Here is a 23338-nt window from a genome sequence, read left to right on the forward strand (position 1 = left end):
ATGAATTCCACCATTATTAAGTTGGTCAAAACAATTGTCCCATTAGCCCTTATACGGGTCGTGTTATGCAGCGTGTTGTTGTTGTTGTCTGTCGCTGGGTGGGCGCAGGCTAAAGGTATAAGCACGTCGACAGAAACGGCAAACGTGGGCGACCAGAACGTCACCCTTAACAGTGTAAAAGACGACTGGGGCAACGAGTGGCCGGATGATGGATTGTGGTTGAAACCAGATGGCCCTACGCATCAGGTTGATAACCCGCTAGGTGCCATATTTAAATTTAGCGGTTTTGGTCGCAGTAATACCACAGCATTTGGCGTAAGAATGCGGACGAAGATTCCTGGTGAAAATTGGAGCGGTTTTCGGGAGGAAATACTGAGTGTGGAGAATATTGGATTAAATATTTTTGAGGTCGGCGTTCAGGAAAGCAAGGGCTGGTCTCCCGGTACGATTGTTGAACTCCAATATAAACCGAGGGAGGGAAATTCAGTCGCCAAAAACTGGACTGAACCAAAGCAATTCCGAATGAGCGCTAAGCCAAAGCCAGCAGTCTGGCGTTATCCGGCGAATAATACCGATCATATAAGACCGGATAATCTATTTCAAATTGGCGCTAATTCTAGTTCTGCTGCTGGCGAGGCGATTGCCACTGGCGCGAATGCTGGTGTCGATGGCGTAATGGTGTTGACGAATAGAAACGGCCAACCTGCGGTACAACAAAATCAACATATAGCTCCGCTTTCTGTCGGAGGTGCTTTTACAGTTGATATTATTGATAGTAATAACTGGAAACCAGGCGATACCGTTGACGTGACAATGTATGTTCGACGAGATGGAATTTTTTCCGATGCATCCATAACCCGAACATTTCACATGACTTATCCCGCGCCAAGCAAGGTGGACTGGGTCAGTCCGGCTAATGGCAGCCAGTACATTCTGGTGCAGGATAATCCATTACACATCAGTGGTAAGACTGATACGGGAGTGGATCAGGTGAGCGTATGGTGGAAAGAATTGGGTACGGATGGTACTGGTTCATACGAACCTGCGGTTGGTACGGCGTTGGATAGTAGTAATAATTTTGACGTCCAGATTGCCGGAAGTGTTAACTGGAAAGCAGATTCAACTTACGAGGTGCAATTCAAAGTCCACAGCGGAAAATTTTCTTCAGGATGGTCAGCAGTACGACAGATATATGTTCAGTATCCAGCACCGACGCGCCTTGATTGGATCAGCCCCGCTAGCGGTAGCGACTATGTTCCTGTGCAGGGCAATCCATTACATATTAGCGGTAAGACTGACAAGCGAGTGGACGCGGTGAGCGTAGGGTGGAGAGAGACAGGTACTGAAAGTTTTTATGAACCTGTGGTTGGCACGGTGTTAGATCGTAATAACAATTTCGATGTTCCGATTGCGGGGAGTGTTAATTGGAAAGCAAATACAACTTATGAGGTGTTATTCAAAGTCCACGCCGGAAAACTTGAATCAGGATGGTCGGAGGTACGACATATCAATGTTCCTCCTCCAGCACCTACACGTGTGGAGTGGGTGAGTCCAGCCGCTGATAGTTTGTTCAACACATTAGTTGGCAAACCGCTCACTATCAGCGGCAAGACCGATCCCGGCGTCAATCAAATCAATATAGCCTGGTGTAAAGAGAGTCATCTTGTTTGTGGTCAGACGCTTTTTCAAGATATCCCTGTGGTCGGCTCAGATGGCATCTTTAGCAACGTGCCTCTTCCAGACAGTCTGAACTGGGATCCTGGATTACCCTATATGTTGAAGTTTTATGCCAAACGAGATGGCGTATCATCGTTGGTCTCTGTGGAGCGACGCGTTCTGACGGCGCGCCCTGTACCGAAAATAGTAGAATGGATTACCCCTCCGGCAAATTATGTCTACCGTCCTTCAGTCGGCAACCCATTGCGCATCAGCGCGGTGACCGAAACCGGCGTTACACAAGTCAACGTTTTTTCAAAACGGCAGGGGAGCAATGACTCTACAGGCGTGTCTAAGACATTCGACGTTAAGCTCGATTACAATTATTTTTTTGAAAATATTCCGATCGAGGATAGTGTTAACTGGAAACAAAAAAATAGTTACCAGGTAAGAATCGCGGTCATTCGTGATGGTCTTTCATCTGAGCCGATCATCCGTAATTTTAACGTTCCTTACGAAGCGAAGCGCCTGGATTGGATCAATCCCATGACGGTGGAAAGCTTGTATGCACCCGGAGAGGGAAAGTCGTTGCGCATCAGTGGACAAACCGATCCTGATGTAACGCACGTCATCGTACGCTCAAAACTAAAGGGTGGAACTTACGGCCCCGAATCGATAACGAAAGTCGTTCTCAATGGCGAGAGTATTTTTGAAAATGTTGAGATTCTCGATAGTCCAAATTGGAAGATTGGTCAGTCATACGAGTTGCAATATAGAGTGAGAGCGGATTTTCTGACGTCAGCAAATTGGTCGCCTTCTCGCTTCATACACGTGATACCGCCACAACCAGTCTGGGTCAGTCCGGGTATCGATAGCTGGCTCAGTCCGTCGAGTGACAATCTCCTGATTATTTCCGGCAAGACCTTGCCTGGCGTTAATCAAATGAATGCCAGGTGGTGCACCGAGGATCATAAAATTTGCGGCTGGACGGAGGATCAGGATATTGCCACGGTTGGCGAAGATGGAATTTTTCGGTTCCCGTTAATCGATAGCAAGAATTGGCAAAATGGCAGGAAGTATGACGTCAATTTTCGGATTAAACATGGGGGTGTTGAATCTCTGGCATCCGTGGAACGACGATTTCAGGTTGATACTGTAGCGCCGGAAATCACACTTTTGCAGCAATCGATGTCGGATGAGGGCAACTATGTACTTGGCGGAACCGTCACGGATAAAGCTTCAGGCCTTGGTGTTAATGGTGATGGCAAAAAAGCGCTTACGATTCGCTGGCGCTCCGATTCAAAACAGAAATGGTCAAATCCGATCTCTGCCGATGTGTTGTCATCTAATACTTTTGTGTTCGGTTTGACTGCGACGCAATTAGACAAAAATTGGACCGTAGAAGTAGAAATTTCGGCAACCGACCGCGCTGGTAATATCAATAAGCAGCAGGTATTTTTTGCCGAGCCAGCTGTAATCAGACTAGATGTCACGCGGACGAACTGGGAGTCAGCGACCATCGATGGGCACCGTACACGGGATGAACGCGAGCAATCGAACCCACTCGCGACGTCGGCCTCCAAAGGAAGTCGCCCTATTGCGTCTGCAGGAAGCGAAATGTTTGCGGGTGATACTTTTTCGTATAGCGTGACCGTGACTGGTGAAAAAGGCAAAGCCACGAGCCTTAACATTAACTACACGCTGCCGGATGAATTGGAACGCAACGGTGTGCCAGTTCTGACGCTTAGCAAGCCTGGATCTGTGGCGCTAAATCCGAACTGGGATGGCACTAAAAATCAATCAGATATGCTGGCAGAGGGTGCGCATCTCAACACGAAAGAGACGCTCAATATCAGCGTGCCTGTACGCATCAAATGGGATGCTGTGAAAGCACCCGAAAGCCACATTGGCGTCACTGCGGACGGCATCGAGGATCCGGGATATACCGACGTGGTAGTGCTGGTTCCCTATCAGGGTGAGTTAAAACTGGTAAAGCGCGTCGATAAAGAAAGCGCTAATGAAGGCGATACGCTTGCGTACACCATCAAGTTCAGTAATACATCCAATACTTTTATTGTGATGGAAGAAATACGAGATCCGATTGACCCACGTATGACGTTGGAAGATTTGTCTTGCGGCGATGATATACCGGCTGATATTACTTGCGCAGTAACCGCCTCGGATACGGCAGCGATCTGGGAATTTACAGGATACTTACCTTCAGGAGTATCGGGGTCGGTGGGATATCGTGCGACGATTACCAAGCCAAAGTGAGTATTGAAACGGGTTGTCGATGCGGACGCATCACGAAAATTCTTAACATGTATTTAGTGTACTCAAACTGTTAATAATGGCGACTAATATCGCTCATGGTGGAATTTGCTCACTACCTGTTATCCCGTCATCCCGGTTGACAGGTTTCGCAGGGAACAAGTGTGGTGTTTGAGTGATGTTATCCCTATGGGATAAATGTGATTGTTTGGCCCATTTTCATCTTAAAAAATGGTTAGCCAAATGATCGGCTGTTTGATTGAAGGGCCTTCGTCAAATTCAAAAAACGTATAACGATACAAATTTTGATTCGTTTTTTAACCTTGCGCGACATGCTACCGTGAGAGTCTGTTCTGCTGTTCAGCCCTTTTCAACTATAAGGCCAGCGAGACCAAACAAGGCGATGACATAGCATGGCGGAATATTTGAGTGATGGGCAACAGCAAAAAATCGCCGAGTTGTTGAGCAATCGCATAGCACGGTCCGAGTGGCCAACCTGGTTGTTGGTATTGCTCATTTATGGCGGTTGGGGTGCAACTTTGTGGTTTCGCTCCCGCCTTACTTTACTGCCCACGACCCTGTTATTGATTGGCTTTTGTGTCTGGTTTATGTCCTTGCAGCACGAAATTATGCATGGGCATCCGACGCGCTATCTCTGGCTAAATAAAATATTGGCATATGCACCGCTGGCAGTCTGGTATCCGTATTCGCTCTATCGCCAAAGTCACTTGCAACATCACAATGACGCGAATCTGACCGTGCCGGGACTTGACCCGGAAACCCATTATGTTGATGCCGCAGTATGGCAAGCAAGCGGTCACCTCATGCGCACCTTATATCGCTGGCGCAAGACTTTTTGGGGGCGGATGCTGGTTGGGCCATTGATGGCAATCATCTCGACGTGGGGGACCGCAATAGAGGAAATTTTGCATGGTGATATGCGCCATGGTCGGATGTGGCTGACGCACGGAGGATTGCTTGTTGGTATGTTGGTCGGGATACAGCATTTTTTCGATATTCCCTGGTGGTATTACCTGTTATTTATTGCCTATCCCGCCATGTCGGTGGCGATGGTGCGATCCTATTTTGAACATAGGGCAGCGGCTGATTGTAAACATCGGATCGTGATCAATGAGGCGGGGTTGTTGATGCGCATCTTATTTCTCAATAATAACTACCATTTGGTGCATCACGATTTGCCGCGACTGCCTTGGTATTTGATCGCACGCGTGTATCAGGAGGATCGTGCTGATTATCTGTCGCGCTGTGGTGGTTTTCATCTCCACGGATACCGTGAATTGATGCGGGATTATGGGTTCAACCCAATCGACGATCCATTGCATCCGCTGCCCCCGAATCCCTGCGCGTTATAGTAGAACGGCCAAATTCGTTTCTAATGATAATGGTCGTTTCAGCAATGTGCTCGGCGTATTTCTGGATTTGGGCGTGCCTTGGTCCGCTTTAAGCGGGTATTTCAACTCACTTTTTCAATGCGCCAGCCGAGTAGGTATCTCCGATTAAATTCGCAACGGAATTTTCTTGCCAGGAATTGAGGCGGAACAGTGACGAACGCAGGCCTCAATAGATCTTTTTGACTCCAAAATCAATCACGTTACAGCGGTGGCTAATTGGCTAACTAACCGGCAAAGATGCCTATACGAGGTCAAGTATTGATTTTCAGCTTGTAGTATTCAAAGACTTTCCAATCGCATACGCTCTAAAATAGGGCAACTCGCTAAAATATTTTAAAAATGCAGACTTGGAAAGTAGCGCTGCCGATGTATAACGTCGGCCCAACATTGACCGCAGATTACGAGCGTTTTCTGGAGGCCGTTATTGCGGTGCTGCGCGCGCGCGGATGGACAGACGCGATTGAGGTGGTGCGCGATATCGACGATCTGGAGCATTTCTGGCTGCGTTCTGATCTCTTGCTGAGCCAAACCTGTGGCTATCCGTTGACAACCTCTTTGCACGGTCAGGTACAACTTCTAGGTACGCCGACTTATGATGTTCCCGGTTGCAGTGGCGTTTCTTATCGTAGTTTACTCGTTGTCCGGGCTGATGATTCGGATGCAGGAATGCTTCGGTCGATGCCCGCCTTAGCTGATTTCCGTGGAAGTACTGGCGTTGTCAATCAGTTGAATTCCCATAGCGGGATGAACGCCTTGCGCCATACCGTGGCACCTTTTGCCCACAAAGGCTATTTTTTTGATAAGGTACATGTATCGGGCTCACACCTCGACAGTCTGGTGATGGTGCAAAATGGGTCGGCAGATGTGGCGGCAATTGATTGTGTGACGTTTGCTTATGTCGCCCGCGCTTGTCCAGATAAAGTCTTTGGATTGCGCATTTTGCAAGAAAGTCTGGCGGCTCCGGGTCTACCATTTATTGCGTCTTTACAGCTTAATCAAACACAGTCTGTCATATTAGTAGAGGCCTTAGAGAAGGTGTGTGTAAATCGGCAGATCGCTGAGCCACTGCGCATCACTGGCTTGGCGCTTACTGTAGAAAAAGACTATCAAGCTATCATGGCGATGGAAGAATTTGCGATTGCGCTAGGCTATCCGCGGTTAGCATAGGAATTGATAAGGATAATGACAAAAATGACTATTCACTCTATGCGGCGAATGCGCGGCTTTTTAGCGCGGTTGACATTGATCGGCGGATGCGTAATAGCCGCTCATGGAGCGACCGCAGCATCGCCCATCGCACTGGCTTCTACGGCTTCAGGCGCCACCGTTTCACCTTGGTGTGCGAGTGGCAAGATCGTCAAATTTGCCGGACTCAATTGGGAGAGCGGCTCCGTTTTGACCGAGGTGATGCGCTCCGTCATGGAAAAAGGATATGGCTGCAAGACTGAAAGCGTTCCCGGCAATACGGTAGCGATGGAAGTAGCGCTGTCGAAGAATGACATTCAGGTGCTGGCCGAAGAGTGGGTAGGACGCAGCGATGCGTGGAATACGGCGGCGAAAGCTGGCAGCGTGATGCCACTCGGCAAAGTCATCGTGGGCGCCAGTGAAGGTTGGTACGTGCCCGAGTACGTGATAAAGGGCGACGCAAGTCGCGGTATTAAACCGATGGCACCGACGCTGAAATCAGTCGCTGATCTGCCGACCTACAAAACGTTATTCAAGGATATGGAAGAGCCATCAAAAGGACGTTTTCTGAATTGTCCAACCGGTTGGACGTGCGAAGGTGTCAACACACAAAAGCTCAAGGCTTATAAACTGACCGACAGCTACGTAAATTTTCGTCCCGGCACCGGACCCGCATTGGATGCGGCGATTACGTCGGATTATCAACGCGGCAAACCATTGCTGTTTTATTATTGGGCTCCTACTGCGCTGATGGGGAAATTTAAATTTGTAAAATTACAAGAGCCTGCATTTAATGAGGCATGCTTCAAGACTCTTGCGAACAAAGATACGCCAAATCCTTGCGGTTCAGCCGCGCCCGAGGCAGTGATTCAGGCCGGCGTTTCTACTGTTTTTAATAAGCAGGACCCAGTATTGAGTGCGTTTTTATCGAAGTTCAATATCCCACTCGACTTGCTGAATAAGTCGCTTGCCGACATGGCTGAAAAGAAACTGGCACCGCCACAAGTCGCTCAGATTTTTCTACAGCAGCATCCTGAAATATGGAAAAAATGGGTACCCGTGGATGTCGGTGCCAAGATCAGTGCGAGTGTGAAGTAATATGTTTTTTTCGCTCTCCTTAAAGTCAGCCATTAATAGCGGCGTTGATTGGTTGGTCACCCATTACGGCGATCATTTTCATGCAATCAGCGATGCGGTATTGACGTGGGTGCTGGTTCCGCTGGAAACCGCCTTACGCGCAGCGCCGCCGTGGTTGATCCTTCTGGCAATTGGATTGATGGCGTGGCACGCAACCCAACGTATTGTGATCAGTCTGTTGCTGGTGGCTTTGTTGTACCTGATTGGCGCGTTTGGTTTGTGGGATAAATTGATGCAGACACTGGCGCTGATGTTGGTATCAACGTTGATAACGTTATTGATGGGCATTCCGCTTGGGATATTGATGTCGCGCAGCACGTGGTTGCGTAAGGTATTATTGCCAGCGCTGGATGTGATGCAAACTTTGCCGACCTTTGTTTATCTGATTCCGGTATTGATGCTTTTCGGCTTGGGCAAAGTCCCTGCGATTTTTGCAACGGTGGTGTATGCGTTGCCGCCCTTGATTCGATTGACCGATCTTGGTATCCGTCAGGTCGACACCGATCTGACTGAAGCGGCCTGGTCTTTCGGGACCAGCAAATGGCAATTGCTGATCGGTGTGCAATTGCCGTTGGCCCGACCCAGCATCATGGCCGGAATTAATCAGTCCACCATGATGGCGCTTGGTATGGTGGTGATTGCGTCCATGATCGGCGCGCGCGGGCTTGGCGAAGACGTTTTACAGGGCATTCAGACGCTCGATACCGGCACCGGTTTGCAAGCGGGTATAGCAATTGTGATTCTGGCTATTGTGATTGATCGCATCAGCCAAGGTTATGGCTTGACGCGCCGCCAGCGTATTGCGCTTAAACAACCGCAGACCAGAGAGCAAACGCTGAAATGATCAAAATCGAAGCACGCCAAATCGTTAAAATCTTCGGTCCTCACGAACAAGAAGCGCTGAAGCAATTGCGCAATGGCAAAACCAAAGCCGACATTTTGCAGCAGCACAATTGTAATGTCGGTCTTGATCACGTCAGCTTACAAATCGCAGCAGGACAAATTTTTGTCATCATGGGATTGTCAGGTTCAGGAAAATCGACGCTGGTGCGCCACTTCAATCGCCTTATCGATCCGACGGCTGGTGAAATCTTCATCGATGGTCAAAATATCTTGACGCTGGATGCCGCAGGGCTGCGTGACTTGCGCCGCCGCCGAATTAGTATGGTGTTCCAGAATTTTGGTTTGTTGCCACATCAAACCGTGTTGGAGAATACGGCATATGGATTGCTGGTACGCGGCGACAACCGTGCTGAAAGTCTGGTTATCGCACGTGACTGGATTGAGCGGGTTGGGCTGACTGGGTATGAGGGCAATTACTCCGATGCCCTTTCCGGCGGCATGCGCCAGCGCGTCGGTTTAGCGCGTGCCTTGGCAATGGATACCGATATTGTGTTGATGGACGAAGCTTTTAGTGCACTCGATCCGCTGATTCGTAGCGAAATGCAAACGCAATTGCTGGACTTGCAGGCGACGTTGCAAAAGACAATTGTGTTCATCACGCATGATCTTGACGAAGCGTTGCGGATTGGAACCCGCATCGCCATTTTACGTGATGGAAAATTGGTGCAAGAAGGTACGCCAACCGATATTTTGCAAAATCCGGTAGACGATTATGTACGACGCTTTGTGGAAAAGCGGGAGGTGGTGTAGATGAGAAGTATTGTGCGATGTCATGCACAATATTGCTCAACAATTGCCTTATTTTCGTTTGGTCGGCGTAAACACTCTGCCATGGATCGCTGAAAGAATGGCTTCGATGGCCGGATGCTTGATTTTACGTTCATTCGATACGGCGTAAAACTGCTCATGGACCTGATCCAGTTTACCAATTTGTTCTGCGCCAAATTGTTCCTGAACGTCTGCTGCAAGCGCGGATGGTGCAGGAAATAATCCCAATCCGCTCCGTCCAAACGTATTCAACAACGCATTATCATCGAATTCTCCGACCACGTCCGGGCGCAGATTGCGGGTTTCAAACCAGTGGTCGATGCGGCCGCGAATCAGATTGTTGCGCGTAGGTAGCAGAAGCGGTGCGCCGTTGAGGCTGGTCGGAAATTGGTCGCGATAGCGCTTTGCCAGTTCCGGCGTGCCAAATAACGCAATGTCGCTTTCACCCAGCAAATGGCTAAATACACGCAACGTGGTGCCGGATGGTACAGGACGGTCGGTCAGTACAACGTCGAGTTTATGTACCGTTAAGTCGCCTAGAAGTGACTCGAATTTATCTTCGTAACAGATTAGTTTGACCCGCTCTGGTAGTCTCAATGCGGCTTCCAGCAAGCGCGATGCGATCAGCTTCGGTAATGAGTCAGAGATGCCAACGGATAGCCGCAACATGCGGTCCTCGCTCGTGGCGGCAAGTGCCTCTTGCATTTGTTCGCCCAAGAGAAAAATCTGATCGGCATAACCCAATGCCATCCGTCCGGCCTCGGTCAGCACCAGTCGGCGTCCCTGTGGGGCCAGTAACGCCTTACCGATTGATTGCTCGAGCAGAGAGAGTTGCATGCTGATTGTCTGCACTGCTACGCCGAGCCGATCGGCTGCACCGGTGACGCTGCCTTCCTTGGCAACGACCCAGAAATAGTGGAGATGTCGAAAGTTTAATCCTGTTGATTTCATTGTTCTGTTTTTCCGAAGTAATACTTCAATTATCTTCGCTTTTTAAATGATTAGGGCAACGTTATGATGATTTTTCCTAAAACGAATTGGAGTCATTATGAAACCGACGATCGTTGCAAAAGGGGTAAAACTCAGCGCCAGATTACGCGAGTATGTCATTCATCGTCTTCGCATGACGCTCGACCGCGCGCACTACAGTATTCAGACTTTGAAAGTCCGTATTACGGATCAAAACGGTCCGAAGGGCGGAATGGACAAGCACTGCCAGATTCATTTAACCATGCCAGGGTTGCCTACGATTGTGGTGATCGAAAAAGGTAACGATATTGCCGCTATGGTGGATCAGGCTGCGCAGCGCGCCGCACAGGCAATTGACCGTTTGTTGTCCCGGGCAAAATCGATCCATCACAAGAAATTTGCTGCAACCGTCGCGACTGTTGCGGCCATGGTGACCGCCGACATTGCTTTGCCAGTAACAGAGCCGACGCTCATTTAATTTATTTTATTTTATTTTCACGAAAGGATCATGCATGAATAACCGTTACAACACACTCAGAAATAGCGCCTCCAGGTATTCGACGACCACGGTCATGGATGGCGCGGCGCGGCAGGTTTTGCGCAACACCTATCTACTACTATCGCTTTGTCTTGGCTTTAGCGCAATCACGGCTGGCGTCACAGCTGCACTGCGTTTGCCGGGGCCGGGCATTCTGATCACGATCGCGGGATACTTTGGTCTGCTGTATTTGGTGACCAAAAATCGGGACCGTGGTTTGGGTGTGGCGATGGTGTTCGCTCTGACCGGCTTTATGGGCTATACGCTCGGTCCGATTATTAGTCATTACTTAAAGATGCCAAACGGCACTATGACGGTGATGATGGCGCTGGGTGGTACTGCGGCGATTTTTCTGGGTATGTCGGCTTACGCGTTGTTCACCAAGCGTGATCTGTCGTTTATGCGCGGGATGTTGACGGTGGGTATTCTGGTGGCTTTTGTTGCCGCACTGGCAGGAATTTTTCTCCAGATACCGGCGTTATCGCTGACGGTATCCGCGGTCTTCGTGTTGCTGATGTCAGGAATGATTCTTTATGAAACTAATAATATTGTAAGAGGTGGAGAAACCAATTACGTGATGGCGACGGTCAGTCTGTTCGTGTCAATTTTTAATCTTTTCACCAGTTTGTTGCAGCTATTGGGATTCGCTAACAAGGAATAAATAAGTACGCTGCCCAGGTGCGCTACCTACGCAAAATGACGACGCATCGCACCTTTGTATGTGACTTGTGTATTTGATTTCTACTTCGCATATTTTTGTTAAACATCATCACTTCACAATCCTCGCTGAGGTTATTTCAGTGAGGGTTTTTATAGTCAACCATTGGAGGTTTCCATGTATTGCCCTGTATGTAAAGAGAAAGAGCTCGTTATGAGTGAGCGTCAAAATATCGAGATCGATTATTGCCCAAGTTGCCGCGGTGTCTGGCTTGATCGTGGTGAGCTCGATAAAATCATTGAGCAATCGATGCTTGAAATAACACCGGTTATCGAGCCGCCGATCAGATCTACGCGGCAGCAACCGAACTATCGCTCGGAACATCATGAGAAAGATTCTTCATCGTACGATAATCGCCATCGCCCCAAAAAGAAAGAGAGCTTCTGGCAAGAATTGTTCGATTGAGATGCCGTTGTTTTCGGCAGAAAAGGGTTTAAGAGGGCGCAAAACAGAGGATAAAAACATCCTGGTTTTGCGCCTTTTTCTTGCCTAAATTAATGTTACAGGTGTTTAGATGCAAGTCAGGATCGTTTTTCTTTGAGTCTATTTTGTCCTCAAAATTTTTCTATCCAATTGGTATTGAACAGGCGTTGAACGTTGCGTTAAGGATGCCAGCACACAGTTTGTGCGGTCCCACCATTGTCGAAGGCGGTTTGCTGATTTGCCTGGTCAACGGATAATGTTGCACAGCTGGTATCTTGAACCTGAGTCCCAATCGCGGTGGCCGTGAGCGTAAAGGCCGTTGCGGTCTGGATCGGAAGCGTAATCGTGTAGTAGGCCTGTGGCGACGCCAGAGGAAAGGCCGGGAGCGAAGCGCACGCCTGATTGTATGTAAAATTCTGGGCGTAACACCGTTCCAGTATGACCTGATTCTGGGATAGCGCGTTTAACGCATCGGCGCGATGTGATTTCAGCACGTAAGACGTATAACTTGGGTACGCAAAAGCGGCAAGAATCCCGATAATCGCGACCACGACCATGAGTTCGACAAGGGTAAAAGCCCGTTGCAGTTGCCTCGACAAATGAAATGGAGTTGTGTGCATACGCATAGTGCGCGCCTTTTATTGAAGTTGCCACCACGTCAAGCGTCGTGGTGTGTTGTTCGGATCACGAATAGACTTCTGCTGTCCTCCGGATTGGGTAATCAATTTGATGATTTGATTTTTTGAATTCGGACCGATTGGGATTGGGGTGCTGGAATAGCCCGTACCAAGCGGAAGACCGACGGCATTTGAATCAAGCGCATTAATAACGCCATCGCCGTTTGTATCTAGTTGTGGTTGTGAAAAGGCACCGCCGGTCTTAAAATTTAATTCCAGGAACGTGGCGGTAAACCCCGCATTGCAGGTATTCGCCGCCGGTGGCGTATTCAAGGTCGTTATAAATGCCCCATCAAGCAACCCCGGAGCCGTGACCACGCGTTGCCCGGCCACCAGCAAGTCGTCATACCAGCCTAACTTTTTAGTCCAGTCAACCGGCGTGCTGGTATCAAACAACAAACCTCCCGCGCCCACTGTCAGTGTTTGCACTTGCAGATTACTGCGGGGGGGGACGGTGGTATTTCCCGGTTTGTCCCAAATGGCATAAATGGTCTGTTTTAACTGATCGCTCAAATCTGCGACGGTCAGCAATTGGCCAGTGCCAAACAAGATGAATTGACCTTGCAGGCGCGGATAATTCGGATGGAGTGTGACGACGGGTGCGACAGTGATCGGTTGAATATTGCCGCTCGCATCGCGTGCCTGAAACAACAACCGTACTTGCCATTTCGATGGGGTAGCATTGGATACATCAATTGCCCAAAGATTGCCTTGTAAATCGCCGGCATAGACTTGCGTGACAGGCTGAGATTGCAGACCATCTGCATTTCCTACCGAGACAGTCGACAAGCCTTGCGCAAGCATGCTATTGCACGCCCCCGACACGGCAGCGCATAAATCTATTTTGGCAATAGTCTGTCCGGTACTTGGGTTGATCGCGTAGAGAACGGCCTTGTTGTTGGGGCTGTTATAGCCGTTACCGAAGAAAACCGCAAAATTCGGTGTAGCCGTAATCGGCGCAATTTGAGGCTCACTGTAGCTGAGGCCCATGTCGGCATCGGTAAATTCCCACAATACCTTGGCTGCTAGTGCTGCTTCGGTCGTCAAACTTTGCGGATTGGTTATATCGAGAGCATAGATGCTTTTTCCACCGCCGCCTTCGCCACCGACCAAAATGGTATGCCAGGTTGTATCGGGAAATTGGACATCGCCAGATTGTGGCGATCCGTCTACAAAGAAGAGATGGTTTTGATTGTAAATAGGGATCGTTAATGCTTGCAGATTGGGAAGGACAGCGTTCGGTATAAAAGCAAATTTTTCCGCACCAGTGGTTGCATCGAAGGCGTGCAGCATACCGTCATTTGCGCCGGCGTAAAGCATAGGTTGCCGTGCGGCCTGAGCCTTCTGAAACGCGAGATAACTAGCCGTCAAATACGCGGCGTTGGGTGTGCCGACATATAGTGGCTGACTATCGACGATATCTCCAAGAATATGTGACCGATTGCGGAAAGTGCCGCCGTTGCGCTTTTCCAGAGCCGTATTGCCGCGGATGTACTGGAGACGACTCTGTCCAAGATTATCGTTAGGTTGCATCAAAAGCTGTTGGGCCGGACTTAGGTTTACCCATTGATAGGGCACGCCATTGCCGCCTGAGTTAAGAGCTGGGTTGGTGGTGGCGACGACGCGCCCGGTCGACCATCCAGTTCCAATAACTTGCGTATCCAATAAAGATTGTGTAGTCGCCCCGCCCCATGGCGAAATGGTGGTTGGGATGCCATTTTTGTCGAGCGCCGTTGGGATGATACTGCCGGTCCAATCCTGATAGGGCGTGTCGTTTGGATTAAAACTGGCTTGATACTCGACCACGGTCCCATTCTGGAGAGACGGTGAATTGACGGCGGCGGCGGTCGTTGACTGGGTTCCTTTTTGAACCGAAACTAAAATAGTATTGAGATCGTTGACAAGATCACCTGGGCTGCTGGCGGGATAATAGTTAGCCGTTCCACCAGCGATTGCCATTGCTTGCAATGTGGCCGCGGCTTGCGGATTTACCGCGGGATCTACTCCGGCCCCTAAACCAATGACGTAAGTGCTGATACCAGCCGCATTCATGTTGGTAAGATTGGTAATCGTATCAATCAGCGCCTGGTCATTGCCCGGATTGGCGGTATTGAGGGAGCCATCCGAATTGAAATTGGCGGTCACGCCATAACCGACGGCTGCTGCACTACCTAATGGAGGCCAATATCTGCCAGCCAGATCCTGAGTTGGTAACCCGTCAGAAATGAGCACGACATATTGTTTGGGGATACAAGCAATGGTTGATCCTGCTACGCTCGCCAGATAACTTTGCGCCTTTGCCAATAATCCGGCGGTTGGTGCCTGACCAGCCACTGCCTTGATCTCAGCGGTGTTAGTGTTGTTGGTTTCGGGCGCTAAATAAGGTAAAAAAGCACTTACCGCAGCGGTCACTGTGGTGGTGGTCGGGGCTGCTCCCGCGGAAGTCATTGGAACAACAACATTTCCCGAGGTGGCGGATTGGCCTCCACCGTAGCCAAATCCACGCTGCACATACATGACCTGTCGTGAAAACGGTACGTATCCGGCGTTAGTGGGGCCGGTTGACTGATTGGCAGAAGGGGCGCTAAATTGGTAGGAAACATTAATCGACCCGCTGTTGTAATTACCTAATGAGTAATTTGGCGGAAATGGCGTGCTGGGGCTAATATTTCCATAGTTAATGTAGACGCTGGCCTGCGATCCGGCATAGAGAACATCATTGATGGTTGCGTCGTCGCTGGATGCGCCAATTTGCATATACTGCGAGTTTGCTACCGCCGAGGCAGAGTACAAACTGGAACCTATAATCGAAGCGCAATTATTTTGTACCGTCGCGCTTGCGGATGGGTAACCAAAACATGGATTGGTAACATAACGGTTGCCGCTTACCTGAGTATTGGTAAAGGTGAAACCGCTCGTTGCGGGAGACATGTAATACACCCACGTTGTATAAATCCTTGTGTTGTTTGTACTGTAGTTAAGGAGCGCAAAGTCGGTATTTTGCATGTAGGCCTGGATAATCGCCTGGATGCCGCCTTTGGCTACGTTCAGCCGACTGGCCCCGTTATCGGCCAGATTGCCGTTCTGACTGACCGTGTAAGGCGCATTGCCTGCCAGGTCGGCTGCCTGTATTGGTGGCGTGAAACCGGCAGGTACAAAATAGGTTACCGGGGAGCTGGAATTTTTTAGGCTGGCTAATCCGCTCGGCACACTACCAGACCCGATCATGATCGCGCCGCTTAGCGTCCCATCCATCGATTCTGAGTTACCCAGCGCAATTAAGACCTGCGGATGCGCTGGTGTGGATACGGTCAACGGTACCTGAGAAATCGCGAGCGTCACGCTAGGCTGGGCGTTTGCAGGAGGAATCGTTGTTGACGAAGCTAGCAAGACTGCCGCCGCCATTACGGCAGCAATGGCAGGCAGGTATTTCAAGCGCATCCTCGATTTTTGTTGTTGCTGCATACGTCGATCCTCTCATTTCTTCCGCGCTACTGTAAGTGATGCGAAGTGGCGGCTGACTTGTTACTTAATTAATCTTGCGCGCATATAGCGCTACTGTTGAATTTGTACCGTTGCCTGCAGCAATACCGGTGCGCCGCCACTGGCCCCAACTGCCCGCGCCGTGACGCGAAAGACGCGCGTGACTTTTTTCATGTTTTGACCCGGCAATACGACTGAGGGCAGAAGCTCAATAAAGTAGGCAGCGGCGGTGTTGGAGTTTCCCTGAAAGCTTGAAATCACCGCCGCACCACTCCAAAGAATGGTGGTCCACAATGGCGGATTGGCTGGGTTAAACAAATACAAGCCGTTGCCATTAGATTGAAAATTTCCTACCGGATAAGCACCCGCGAGGAGATTACTTTGGGCTTGATTCAGTGCCGCTTCAGCGGTTTGAAAGGCGATTTGCACATCGGCACTGTTGGTGGCGATGCGGGTTTGGGTACTATTTAACGCCACCAATCCGAGGGCGAGAATGGTCAACATTAACACTAGCATAACCGTGATCAGCAATACTGCCCCGCGTTGCGCGCGTGCTTTTTGTCCGCGAAAAGCACGTGCGCTAAAAGGTGGAACACTAAAAGAGCGTGAGGGAGTTTTCATGCCGCATTCCTCAGGTTGATCGTCATTTCATAGACGTGCCGTAAACGGCCATCGGCGGGCACCGTAACAGTGGTATTCAAGACGGTAAATTGGCGGGAGCTCGCATTTGATGTGGTCCCCGAACCAACTTGGCCCTGTATCAGAAACCCCAGGCGCACCGAATAGACTTGTGTCCAGTCTGTTACTGCATTGGCAGAAACATACTGGGTCAGGATGTTATTTGTGCCGATCCCATATAAAACCTGCATCGCTTCAACCCCCGGCACCAATGGCAGATCGGTCCAGACGCCATTGTTATAAGTCGATCGCATTAGCGCACTTTGATCGCCGCCGACACCTTGCGCTACATAAAAGGCAGTTTGTTGCAGGGGCACAAATAGCGCACCGGTTTGATAGTTGACCGCGAATACGCTAGTACTATTTGTACCAATCGCACCTCCAGTAGCCGCATGGGTAATGGTATTTCCGGCAATAGCGGTGATTTGAAAAATACTTGATTTCAGGCAATCAGAGACGATTCCGAGCTGACCAACTGCCAGACCTGTTGTATTCTGCAAGGTCATCGTTGCCGCACCTAACGGAATAACGGTCACCCCTACCGGCGGGGTATTCGGCATTGCACCCAGCAAAATCAGCACGTCACTGCCCGCCTGGACTTTGCCCGTCAGCGTCGCGTCTAGCGTCGGACTCCAATCGGTGGCGATCACATCATTCGCACTATTATCTTGCACGATAGTCAAGGTAGCGCCGCTGCCAGCATAGCCAAACAGCGCATTGATCGATGTTCCCAGCGTACCCAAAGGCGGCGGGCCACCGGCGTTAAGGTTGGACAAAGATTGCGTCAATGATGAACAACCATTAAAGCCTGCAGCGCGTATGACCGGCGTGACTAGTCCCGCAATAGCATTCTCTGCATTTTGGATGCTCGCTTGCGAATTCGTGGATTTGTAAATCTGCGTTTCCGCGAGATAAACGCTGATGATCGCGCCTACTAAAAATAGCCCAAGCGTGATGGCGATCATGAGCTCAATTAATGAAAACCCGCGGACGTTTTTATTTATCGGCTTCAAAGAGGGCCTCATAAGAGTGTCTGCACGGTAAATTGCGCCAGATTGGCGCTGGTCCCTTGAGTCTGCGTGGACGCCCCTAGTTTGCTTTGCGCTGGGGAGTCATCCCATTGCACCGTCACGGTAACCAGCGTGTTGTTACTGGTTGCTACGGCAGCGGTAACGACAGAGCCACGTCCGTTTGGTAATTGCGCGATATCCTTAGCAAGCCAGTACCATACGTCGTAGGCGGCTAACTGAGCCACGCTACAGGCCACAACGCTGCAATCGGGAGGGATCGTCGCCGGAGCGGCGGGAAGGACTGCGCCGGTCAGTAAATTATTGACGTTATAACTACCGCTAACGGCAGCAGGACTGTTAGCGCGGACGCGGTCGATGATGTCATAGGCTGATTGGACGGCCTGTTGTTTGAGATAACTCGCGCTATTCGCTTTGTGCGCTACCAACAACATTCCGGCAATACCGATCATGCCAAAAGCAAGTACAACAAGTGCAATCAGGACTTCCAGCAAGGCAAATCCGGTGCGGCGGTCGATGGTTCTTTTTTGACTCATGGCATTCCACCTTTTGCGCTTACTTTATGCTCACCGTTTGTGCTCATTTTTTACGATCATTTTTTTTGAATACAATCATTCGCTAAGGACAAACCAACGCGCCACCCCATACAGCGGTACCCGGCGTAGGCCCTTGCTGAATTGACCCCGTGACAATAACCTGAAGCGATCGTGCATAGGCCGCACCGCGGGTATCGCAAATTTTGAAATTGGATTGCGTGGTAGCAAGGCCGCGAGGGTCGAAGGTGATCGCAGTGGCCGTTACGCCACCAAAAGCCACCGCCGATAGCAACGGATCATTTGGTCCTGCACGATAGCTTTGCAAAAGCGTACCGATGCCCGCAGTGGGAACTGTTTTAACAATCCAACCGGTATTCCAGTTAGCGCCGCAAGTGACAGAACCGGTTGCGCCGACGGGGCAAACCTGCGTAGTGCCATTTTGCGTCAGCGCGCTAGCGCGGGCGTAATTCAGCGCGCTCATAAATGCATTTGCTTGCCCAGTCTGGCGATTATTGAGTAGCAACGTATTGAATGATGGCAGAGCAAGCGAAACTAAAATTGCGGCAATGGCAATCGTGATCAATAGTTCAATCAACGTGAACGCAGCAAAGCTTGAACGCTTGATCACTGAATTTTTCATCAAAGGTCGTTTAACTGAGACGTTAAATAGCCGCCATGTTGATAGGACATTACGGACGATATAAAAAAGATGCAGATAAAACGTGCATCGTCGCTAAACAGGCAAACGCACAATATAGAGGGAAGCGTGAATAAGTTATCTTGATGCAAGTCTGATGTCGCAACTTCAGGAAAAGAATACGTGCAAACCTTGTTTAAACAAAACTTTTTAGACGGACGGCAATTTTTTCCGGATCAGCGGTATTGGTCTCTGCAACGGAATATAAAATAAGGCAAATAAAATGGGATGTTGCGCTGTTTCAACTATTTTTCTGTGCTCAATCAGCGCTGTTTTCAGCGCTGTTTTTTGAACAAACATCGACGTTAGTTCGAGCGGCACTAAGGCTTTTATTTAATACACATCGCGCCGATAGCGCCCTTTGGCGATCAAGTCATCCAGCGCCGCTTCGCCGAGAATGTCGGTGAGTACGCTGTCAATCCCTGCGGCCATTCCATCCAGACTTCCGCAAACGTAAATAACCGCTCCGTCCTGGAGCCATTTGCGCAATTTATCCGCCGCCATACGCAAACGATCCTGAACATAAATTTTTTCTGGTTGATCTCTCGAAAAGGCGAAATCTGCGCCAGAGAGGACGCCGTCAGTCAACCATTGCTGAATTTCATCGCGATACAAGAAATCGTGCGCCAGATTGCGTTCACCGAATAACAACCAATTTGTGTGCTGGCCGGCGTGCGCCCGCGCACGCAAATGACCGCGCAAACCAGCGATACCGGAACCGTTACCGATGAATATGGACGGTGCGTCAGCAGCAATCAACTCGAAGGCAGGATTCGGCAACAAACGCATCTCTACTTCAGAACCCAGCGGAAGGTGTGCGGTAAGCCAACCGGATGCCAGACCAACACCATCTTCATGCATAACCTGACGCACTAATAAGTGGACGCTGCCATCGTTTGGAATTGAGGCGATGGAATAGCGACGCGTGCCGAGCGGTTGTAATTGATCGGCTAATTGTTGCGCGGTGACCGCCAGCATTTCGTTGTTGTGATGCGGCAATATACTCCGAGACAATATTTCACCGAGTGTGATTTCTTCGCCGTTATGGGTGATGATTGTCGCCGCTTTCAGCGCCAGTTGTTGGAGAAAAAAATCGACGCGCGCAATCGAATGGCGTGGTCTGACTTCAACCAATGCGCCAGAAATCCAATGCGTTTGGATTGCGTTCGGCAGGGAAAATTCCAGATGGAAAATAGGGTCGCCCTGACTGCCTGGATTGGATTGTTGGCGCGCATTCAGTCGCCATGATTGGTAAGCACCTGGTGAACGTTGGTCGTCAGATTCCGTAGTTACCGAAATGGCTATTGTCGTGCCTGCAACTTCGCTTAAAGAATGCTGCCAACGGGATAATGCAGCGCTATCGCCGTTATCGACTTCTATCATCGGAAAAAATGCTTGCGCGCCCTGATTTTGTAGCCAGTGATCCAAAGTATGGCCGAAACCACAAAACTGTGGATAAGCGCTGTCGCCCAATGCCAAAATGCCGTAGCGCAGATCTGGTAAAGAATGCCGTGAGGATGGCGATAATGGGGATAATTGTCGGGCAAAGCGTCGTGCGCTATCCGGTGGATCGCCCTCGCCAAAACTACTGGCAACCAATAGCACGCGATGGAAATGGCGTAAACGCTCGGGGTCCAACGTCGCAAAAGACTGTATAGACACCGATACGCCAGCCGCCTGCAACGCGGCTGCACTGCGTAAGGCGATACTCTCGGCAAATCCGGACTGGCTTGCGAAGGCGATCAGGAGTGGTGGCAGTGGCGGTGTTGATACTACGTTATCGCGCGTGGAACCAGCAGGATCGATCTTGGGGCCAGTGACGTTTTCAAGTGCGGCACGTTCGGTGCGCACCATGCGCTTTTTACGCCGACGATCCAGATATAACATCCAGCCTGTGATGCCGAAGAGCGGCAGTCCGAGCCCTGCGAGCGTCATGATGATGCGGCCGGTTAGTCCGAAATAACTGCCCATATGAAGCGGGTACACGCTGCCAATCAAGCGCCCGCCAGCAGATTTGTCGACATAGCGCTCAATTTTAGAAACTTTACCCGTCTGTGGCTGAATCAGCATTTGATTGCGGGCCCTTTCATGCGGCGGGTTTGCGTCGAGGTAGAAAATTTGGATTGGCTTACCGGGTTGTTCTGGCAAGCGCAAACGGGCGTTACTGTAGCCGCCGGTTTTTGCCGTCTCTTCCAAAAACGCCTGCCATGTCAGTGTCAAATCCAGATGACTCGCGGAATCATTCGATGAAGCCGTTGCATCGTCCGGTTTTTGGCGTCGTCCAGAAGATTTATCACCGCGTCCGGCACCTGTTTTTTGCATCCCATCGGCTTGTTTAGATGGCATTTGTTTGGCACTTGGCGTGTCATTGGCCAGCCAATTTGCCCCATCTTTAAACCAGTCGAAGGCCCAATACAAACCGGTCAGGCTAAAGACTAGATACATCACTAGCGCCCAGGTGCCGACCACCGAGTGCAAGTTCCACAAAAACGCACGTCCTGTCATTGAAAAATTGATATTGGTCCAGTTGCGCCACGCCAGCGGACGCCGCGGCCAGCGGAGATATAGTCCGGACAGCGCCAGAAATAGCAGGCACAGCGCGACACTTCCTGCGACTACTTTACCGATGTCTCTAGGAAGAAGGAACCAGCGATGCAACCGTTCCACAAAGGAAAAAAATTCATCACCTTGCAATGCTGGAAGCAACGCGCCAGTGACCGGATTGACATACCGTAGTTCGCCACGTTTTGCGCCCGGCTCTGGCGCAAAATTGACCCGCGCCGCCATATGTGGGTCGGCGAAGACCGTCACCTGTGCGACAGGATGGGATGGTTGTGCGCTCTGTATCCGCAAGATCAACTGATCCGGCGTCAGTGGTGTGATCTTGTTAGAGGATAACGTCATCACTCCGGGGTTCAGAAGATCCAGCAACTCTTCCCTGAACGATAATATCGCACCCGAAAGGCCAACCAGCATGAGCAAAGTTCCGGCAGTAATGCCGATGAACCAATGCACTTGAAATAAGATTTTCTTAACCATATCGGGGAATCAAAAGGGAAGAGTGGTGAGTGGCTGGCAGATTTTTCGACCGTTGTCGTTGCATTGCAGATTGCGTTTTTTATGCAGACAATTTTGCAACGCTACGTGTTTCATATCGGAAGGTCTATGCTCACCTTGTTATTTATTCGGGATTATTATGCGGCATTATAGCTTGGGATAGTAATCATTATCATTCGCATTAAATGAATATTTAGCGCGAGACCTGTTCGACCATTATGTAAGCTCCCCAAGTTTTAAGGCAGTTGTTACGGTCGTTTCGTTTAAAAAGATAAAGAAAGAGTAAAAGCAGATTTTAAAGTAACTGTACAAAAACACAGTTATTCTATGTTTCTCAGTATAATCAGGCAGCGTATCTTCTAGTTGGTTGGCGGTAGGATTGATTAAGCGTCAGTTCTCATTTGTTTATATTTTAGTGATTCACACCACCATGACGATCAAACCCGTAATAGCGGCGGACATTATCGACAATCTCACACGTTGCGGATGGGCTAATCTCAAGAATCCTCTTTACCTGCAGTATCACGATGAAGAGTGGGGTGTGCCTTGTCACGACGAAACGCGGTTATTCGAAATGCTCAATCTGGAAGGCGCGCAAGCGGGTCTCAGTTGGGAAACTGTTCTCAATAAACGTGAAAATTATCGGATTGCGTTCGAACATTGGGATGCCGAAAAAATCGCGCGCTATGATGCCGATAAGGTGGCGGAATTGATGGCGAATGCTGGCATTATCCGCAATCGTCTGAAAATCGCTGCGACAATTAATAACGCACAAGCCTATTTGCGTTTGCGCGATGAGTTAGGTGGATTGGATGCCTTTTTATGGGCTTACGTCGATGGCAAGCCAGTGCGGGGTAACTGGTTTAGTGGGAATCCCAGCCCTGCGAAAACACCACTTTCCGATCGCATTTCAAAAGACATGCTCAAACGCGGATTTAAATTTATTGGTTCGACCATCATTTACGCTTACCTGCAAGGCGTTGGTCTGGTTGACGATCACACAGGTGAATGCTTCCGCCATCATAGTGGGAAGAAGTCCAAGAAGAAGTGAGGGCTTACGTCAATCGCCCCAACTGCGTTGTGCTTTCCTAGCCACCTCGGCGGCCCCGTATTAGCGTACTGTCTTCGTTGGCAGGGTTGGTAAGCCCGTTGCTGAGATGGTTTTACGGCAGTCCTAAAAGGTAAAGGAGTGGCTGGAACAG

Annotated in this window: 18 protein-coding genes; 10 read left to right on the top strand and 8 right to left on the bottom strand. The window is 49.9% G+C overall.

Going from position 1 to position 23338, the window contains the following annotated elements:
* The 6 genes from ACXX82_RS11380 (at nt 1) to ACXX82_RS11405 (ending at nt 9314) form a co-directional block, all read left to right on the top strand.
* Nucleotides 1–3930, top strand: a complete 3930-nt coding sequence (locus ACXX82_RS11380; protein WP_458562941.1) for a hypothetical protein — start codon at nt 1–3, stop codon at nt 3928–3930.
* A gap of 410 nt (nt 3931–4340) precedes the next feature.
* On the top strand, nt 4341–5300 hold the full coding sequence (locus ACXX82_RS11385; protein ID WP_322234743.1) for a fatty acid desaturase: 960 nt from the start codon (nt 4341–4343) through the stop codon (nt 5298–5300).
* Nucleotides 5301–5678: 378 nt separating this feature from the next.
* On the top strand, nt 5679–6506 hold the full coding sequence (locus ACXX82_RS11390; protein ID WP_458562942.1) for a phosphate/phosphite/phosphonate ABC transporter substrate-binding protein: 828 nt from the start codon (nt 5679–5681) through the stop codon (nt 6504–6506).
* Nucleotides 6507–6530: 24 nt separating this feature from the next.
* Nucleotides 6531–7622, top strand: a complete 1092-nt coding sequence (locus ACXX82_RS11395) for an ABC transporter substrate-binding protein (RefSeq protein WP_322234746.1) — start codon at nt 6531–6533, stop codon at nt 7620–7622.
* Between the two features lies 1 nt (nt 7623).
* Nucleotides 7624–8505 carry an ABC transporter permease gene (locus ACXX82_RS11400; RefSeq protein WP_458562943.1) on the top strand — a complete coding sequence of 294 codons (882 nt, stop codon included), beginning with the start codon at nt 7624–7626 and terminating at the stop codon, nt 8503–8505.
* Nucleotides 8502–9314 (top strand): quaternary amine ABC transporter ATP-binding protein, encoded by an 813-nt coding sequence (locus ACXX82_RS11405; protein ID WP_458562944.1) that lies wholly within the window; start codon nt 8502–8504, stop codon nt 9312–9314. The genes ACXX82_RS11400 and ACXX82_RS11405 overlap by 4 nt, the downstream gene beginning before the upstream one ends.
* Before the next feature lie 48 nt (nt 9315–9362).
* Here ACXX82_RS11405 and nhaR read toward each other — a convergent pair whose 3' ends face one another.
* The gene (gene nhaR / locus ACXX82_RS11410; protein WP_322234750.1) at nt 9363–10283 is read right to left on the bottom strand and encodes a transcriptional activator NhaR; all 921 of its coding nucleotides are present in this window, start codon (nt 10281–10283) and stop codon (nt 9363–9365) included.
* A 97-nt stretch (nt 10284–10380) separates the two neighbouring features.
* Here nhaR and ACXX82_RS11415 point away from each other — a divergent pair, with 97 nt between their 5' ends.
* From ACXX82_RS11415 to ACXX82_RS11425, 3 genes are all read left to right on the top strand, one after another.
* Entirely contained in the window at nt 10381–10779 is a 399-nt protein-coding gene (locus ACXX82_RS11415; RefSeq protein ID WP_322234751.1) for an HPF/RaiA family ribosome-associated protein, read from the top strand.
* 34 nt (nt 10780–10813) lie between these two features.
* Nucleotides 10814–11500 (top strand): Bax inhibitor-1/YccA family protein, encoded by a 687-nt coding sequence (locus ACXX82_RS11420; protein ID WP_323506263.1) that lies wholly within the window; start codon nt 10814–10816, stop codon nt 11498–11500.
* 174 nt (nt 11501–11674) lie between these two features.
* Nucleotides 11675–11962 carry a TFIIB-type zinc ribbon-containing protein gene (locus ACXX82_RS11425; protein WP_322234755.1) on the top strand — a complete coding sequence of 96 codons (288 nt, stop codon included), beginning with the start codon at nt 11675–11677 and terminating at the stop codon, nt 11960–11962.
* 197 nt (nt 11963–12159) lie between these two features.
* Here ACXX82_RS11425 and ACXX82_RS11430 read toward each other — a convergent pair whose 3' ends face one another.
* The 7 genes from ACXX82_RS11430 to ACXX82_RS11460 all read right to left on the bottom strand — a co-directional run bounded on the left by ACXX82_RS11430 (nt 12160) and on the right by ACXX82_RS11460 (nt 22118).
* A complete protein-coding gene (locus ACXX82_RS11430; protein WP_322234757.1) occupies nt 12160–12606 on the bottom strand; it encodes a type IV pilin protein in 447 nt (148 codons plus the stop codon).
* A gap of 12 nt (nt 12607–12618) precedes the next feature.
* Complete coding sequence (locus ACXX82_RS11435) at nt 12619–16122, bottom strand: pilus assembly protein (RefSeq protein WP_458562945.1); 3504 nt, start codon at nt 16120–16122, stop codon at nt 12619–12621.
* A 90-nt stretch (nt 16123–16212) separates the two neighbouring features.
* On the bottom strand, nt 16213–16761 hold the full coding sequence (locus ACXX82_RS11440; RefSeq protein ID WP_322234760.1) for a pilus assembly PilX family protein: 549 nt from the start codon (nt 16759–16761) through the stop codon (nt 16213–16215).
* Nucleotides 16758–17831, bottom strand: a complete 1074-nt coding sequence (locus ACXX82_RS11445; protein WP_323506261.1) for a PilW family protein — start codon at nt 17829–17831, stop codon at nt 16758–16760. The genes ACXX82_RS11440 and ACXX82_RS11445 overlap by 4 nt, the downstream gene beginning before the upstream one ends.
* 8 nt (nt 17832–17839) lie before the next feature.
* Complete coding sequence (gene pilV, locus ACXX82_RS11450; RefSeq protein WP_322234764.1) at nt 17840–18382, bottom strand: type IV pilus modification protein PilV; 543 nt, start codon at nt 18380–18382, stop codon at nt 17840–17842.
* A gap of 82 nt (nt 18383–18464) precedes the next feature.
* Nucleotides 18465–19022, bottom strand: a complete 558-nt coding sequence (locus ACXX82_RS11455; protein WP_322234766.1) for a GspH/FimT family pseudopilin — start codon at nt 19020–19022, stop codon at nt 18465–18467.
* A 390-nt stretch (nt 19023–19412) separates the two neighbouring features.
* Nucleotides 19413–22118 (bottom strand): PepSY domain-containing protein, encoded by a 2706-nt coding sequence (locus ACXX82_RS11460; RefSeq protein WP_458562946.1) that lies wholly within the window; start codon nt 22116–22118, stop codon nt 19413–19415.
* A 448-nt stretch (nt 22119–22566) separates the two neighbouring features.
* On the opposite strand from ACXX82_RS11460, the gene ACXX82_RS11465 reads away from it, so the two are divergent.
* Entirely contained in the window at nt 22567–23187 is a 621-nt protein-coding gene (locus ACXX82_RS11465; protein ID WP_323506259.1) for a DNA-3-methyladenine glycosylase I, read from the top strand.
* Nucleotides 23188–23338: the final 151 nt, after the last annotated feature.

The sequence above is a fragment of the Glaciimonas sp. GNP009 genome (genome assembly GCF_054343755.1).

What these genes read in the sequence shown, in the direction of transcription:
- ACXX82_RS11430 (WP_322234757.1), bottom strand. Translation starts at nt 12,606, where the DNA reads ATGCGTATGCACACAACTCCATTTCATTTGTCGAGGCAACTGCAACGG.
- ACXX82_RS11415 (WP_322234751.1), top strand. Translation starts at nt 10,381, where the DNA reads ATGAAACCGACGATCGTTGCAAAAGGGGTAAAACTCAGCGCCAGATTA.
- ACXX82_RS11395 (WP_322234746.1), top strand. Translation starts at nt 6,531, where the DNA reads ATGACTATTCACTCTATGCGGCGAATGCGCGGCTTTTTAGCGCGGTTG.
- ACXX82_RS11440 (WP_322234760.1), bottom strand. Translation starts at nt 16,761, where the DNA reads ATGAAAACTCCCTCACGCTCTTTTAGTGTTCCACCTTTTAGCGCACGT.
- ACXX82_RS11455 (WP_322234766.1), bottom strand. Translation starts at nt 19,022, where the DNA reads ATGAAAAATTCAGTGATCAAGCGTTCAAGCTTTGCTGCGTTCACGTTG.
- ACXX82_RS11420 (WP_323506263.1), top strand. Translation starts at nt 10,814, where the DNA reads ATGAATAACCGTTACAACACACTCAGAAATAGCGCCTCCAGGTATTCG.
- ACXX82_RS11460 (WP_458562946.1), bottom strand. Translation starts at nt 22,118, where the DNA reads ATGGTTAAGAAAATCTTATTTCAAGTGCATTGGTTCATCGGCATTACT.
- ACXX82_RS11435 (WP_458562945.1), bottom strand. Translation starts at nt 16,122, where the DNA reads ATGCAGCAACAACAAAAATCGAGGATGCGCTTGAAATACCTGCCTGCC.
- ACXX82_RS11385 (WP_322234743.1), top strand. Translation starts at nt 4,341, where the DNA reads ATGGCGGAATATTTGAGTGATGGGCAACAGCAAAAAATCGCCGAGTTG.
- ACXX82_RS11465 (WP_323506259.1), top strand. Translation starts at nt 22,567, where the DNA reads ATGACGATCAAACCCGTAATAGCGGCGGACATTATCGACAATCTCACA.
- nhaR (WP_322234750.1), bottom strand. Translation starts at nt 10,283, where the DNA reads ATGAAATCAACAGGATTAAACTTTCGACATCTCCACTATTTCTGGGTC.
- ACXX82_RS11380 (WP_458562941.1), top strand. Translation starts at nt 1, where the DNA reads ATGAATTCCACCATTATTAAGTTGGTCAAAACAATTGTCCCATTAGCC.
- ACXX82_RS11390 (WP_458562942.1), top strand. Translation starts at nt 5,679, where the DNA reads ATGCAGACTTGGAAAGTAGCGCTGCCGATGTATAACGTCGGCCCAACA.
- ACXX82_RS11400 (WP_458562943.1), top strand. Translation starts at nt 7,624, where the DNA reads ATGTTTTTTTCGCTCTCCTTAAAGTCAGCCATTAATAGCGGCGTTGAT.
- pilV (WP_322234764.1), bottom strand. Translation starts at nt 18,382, where the DNA reads ATGAGTCAAAAAAGAACCATCGACCGCCGCACCGGATTTGCCTTGCTG.
- ACXX82_RS11405 (WP_458562944.1), top strand. Translation starts at nt 8,502, where the DNA reads ATGATCAAAATCGAAGCACGCCAAATCGTTAAAATCTTCGGTCCTCAC.
- ACXX82_RS11425 (WP_322234755.1), top strand. Translation starts at nt 11,675, where the DNA reads ATGTATTGCCCTGTATGTAAAGAGAAAGAGCTCGTTATGAGTGAGCGT.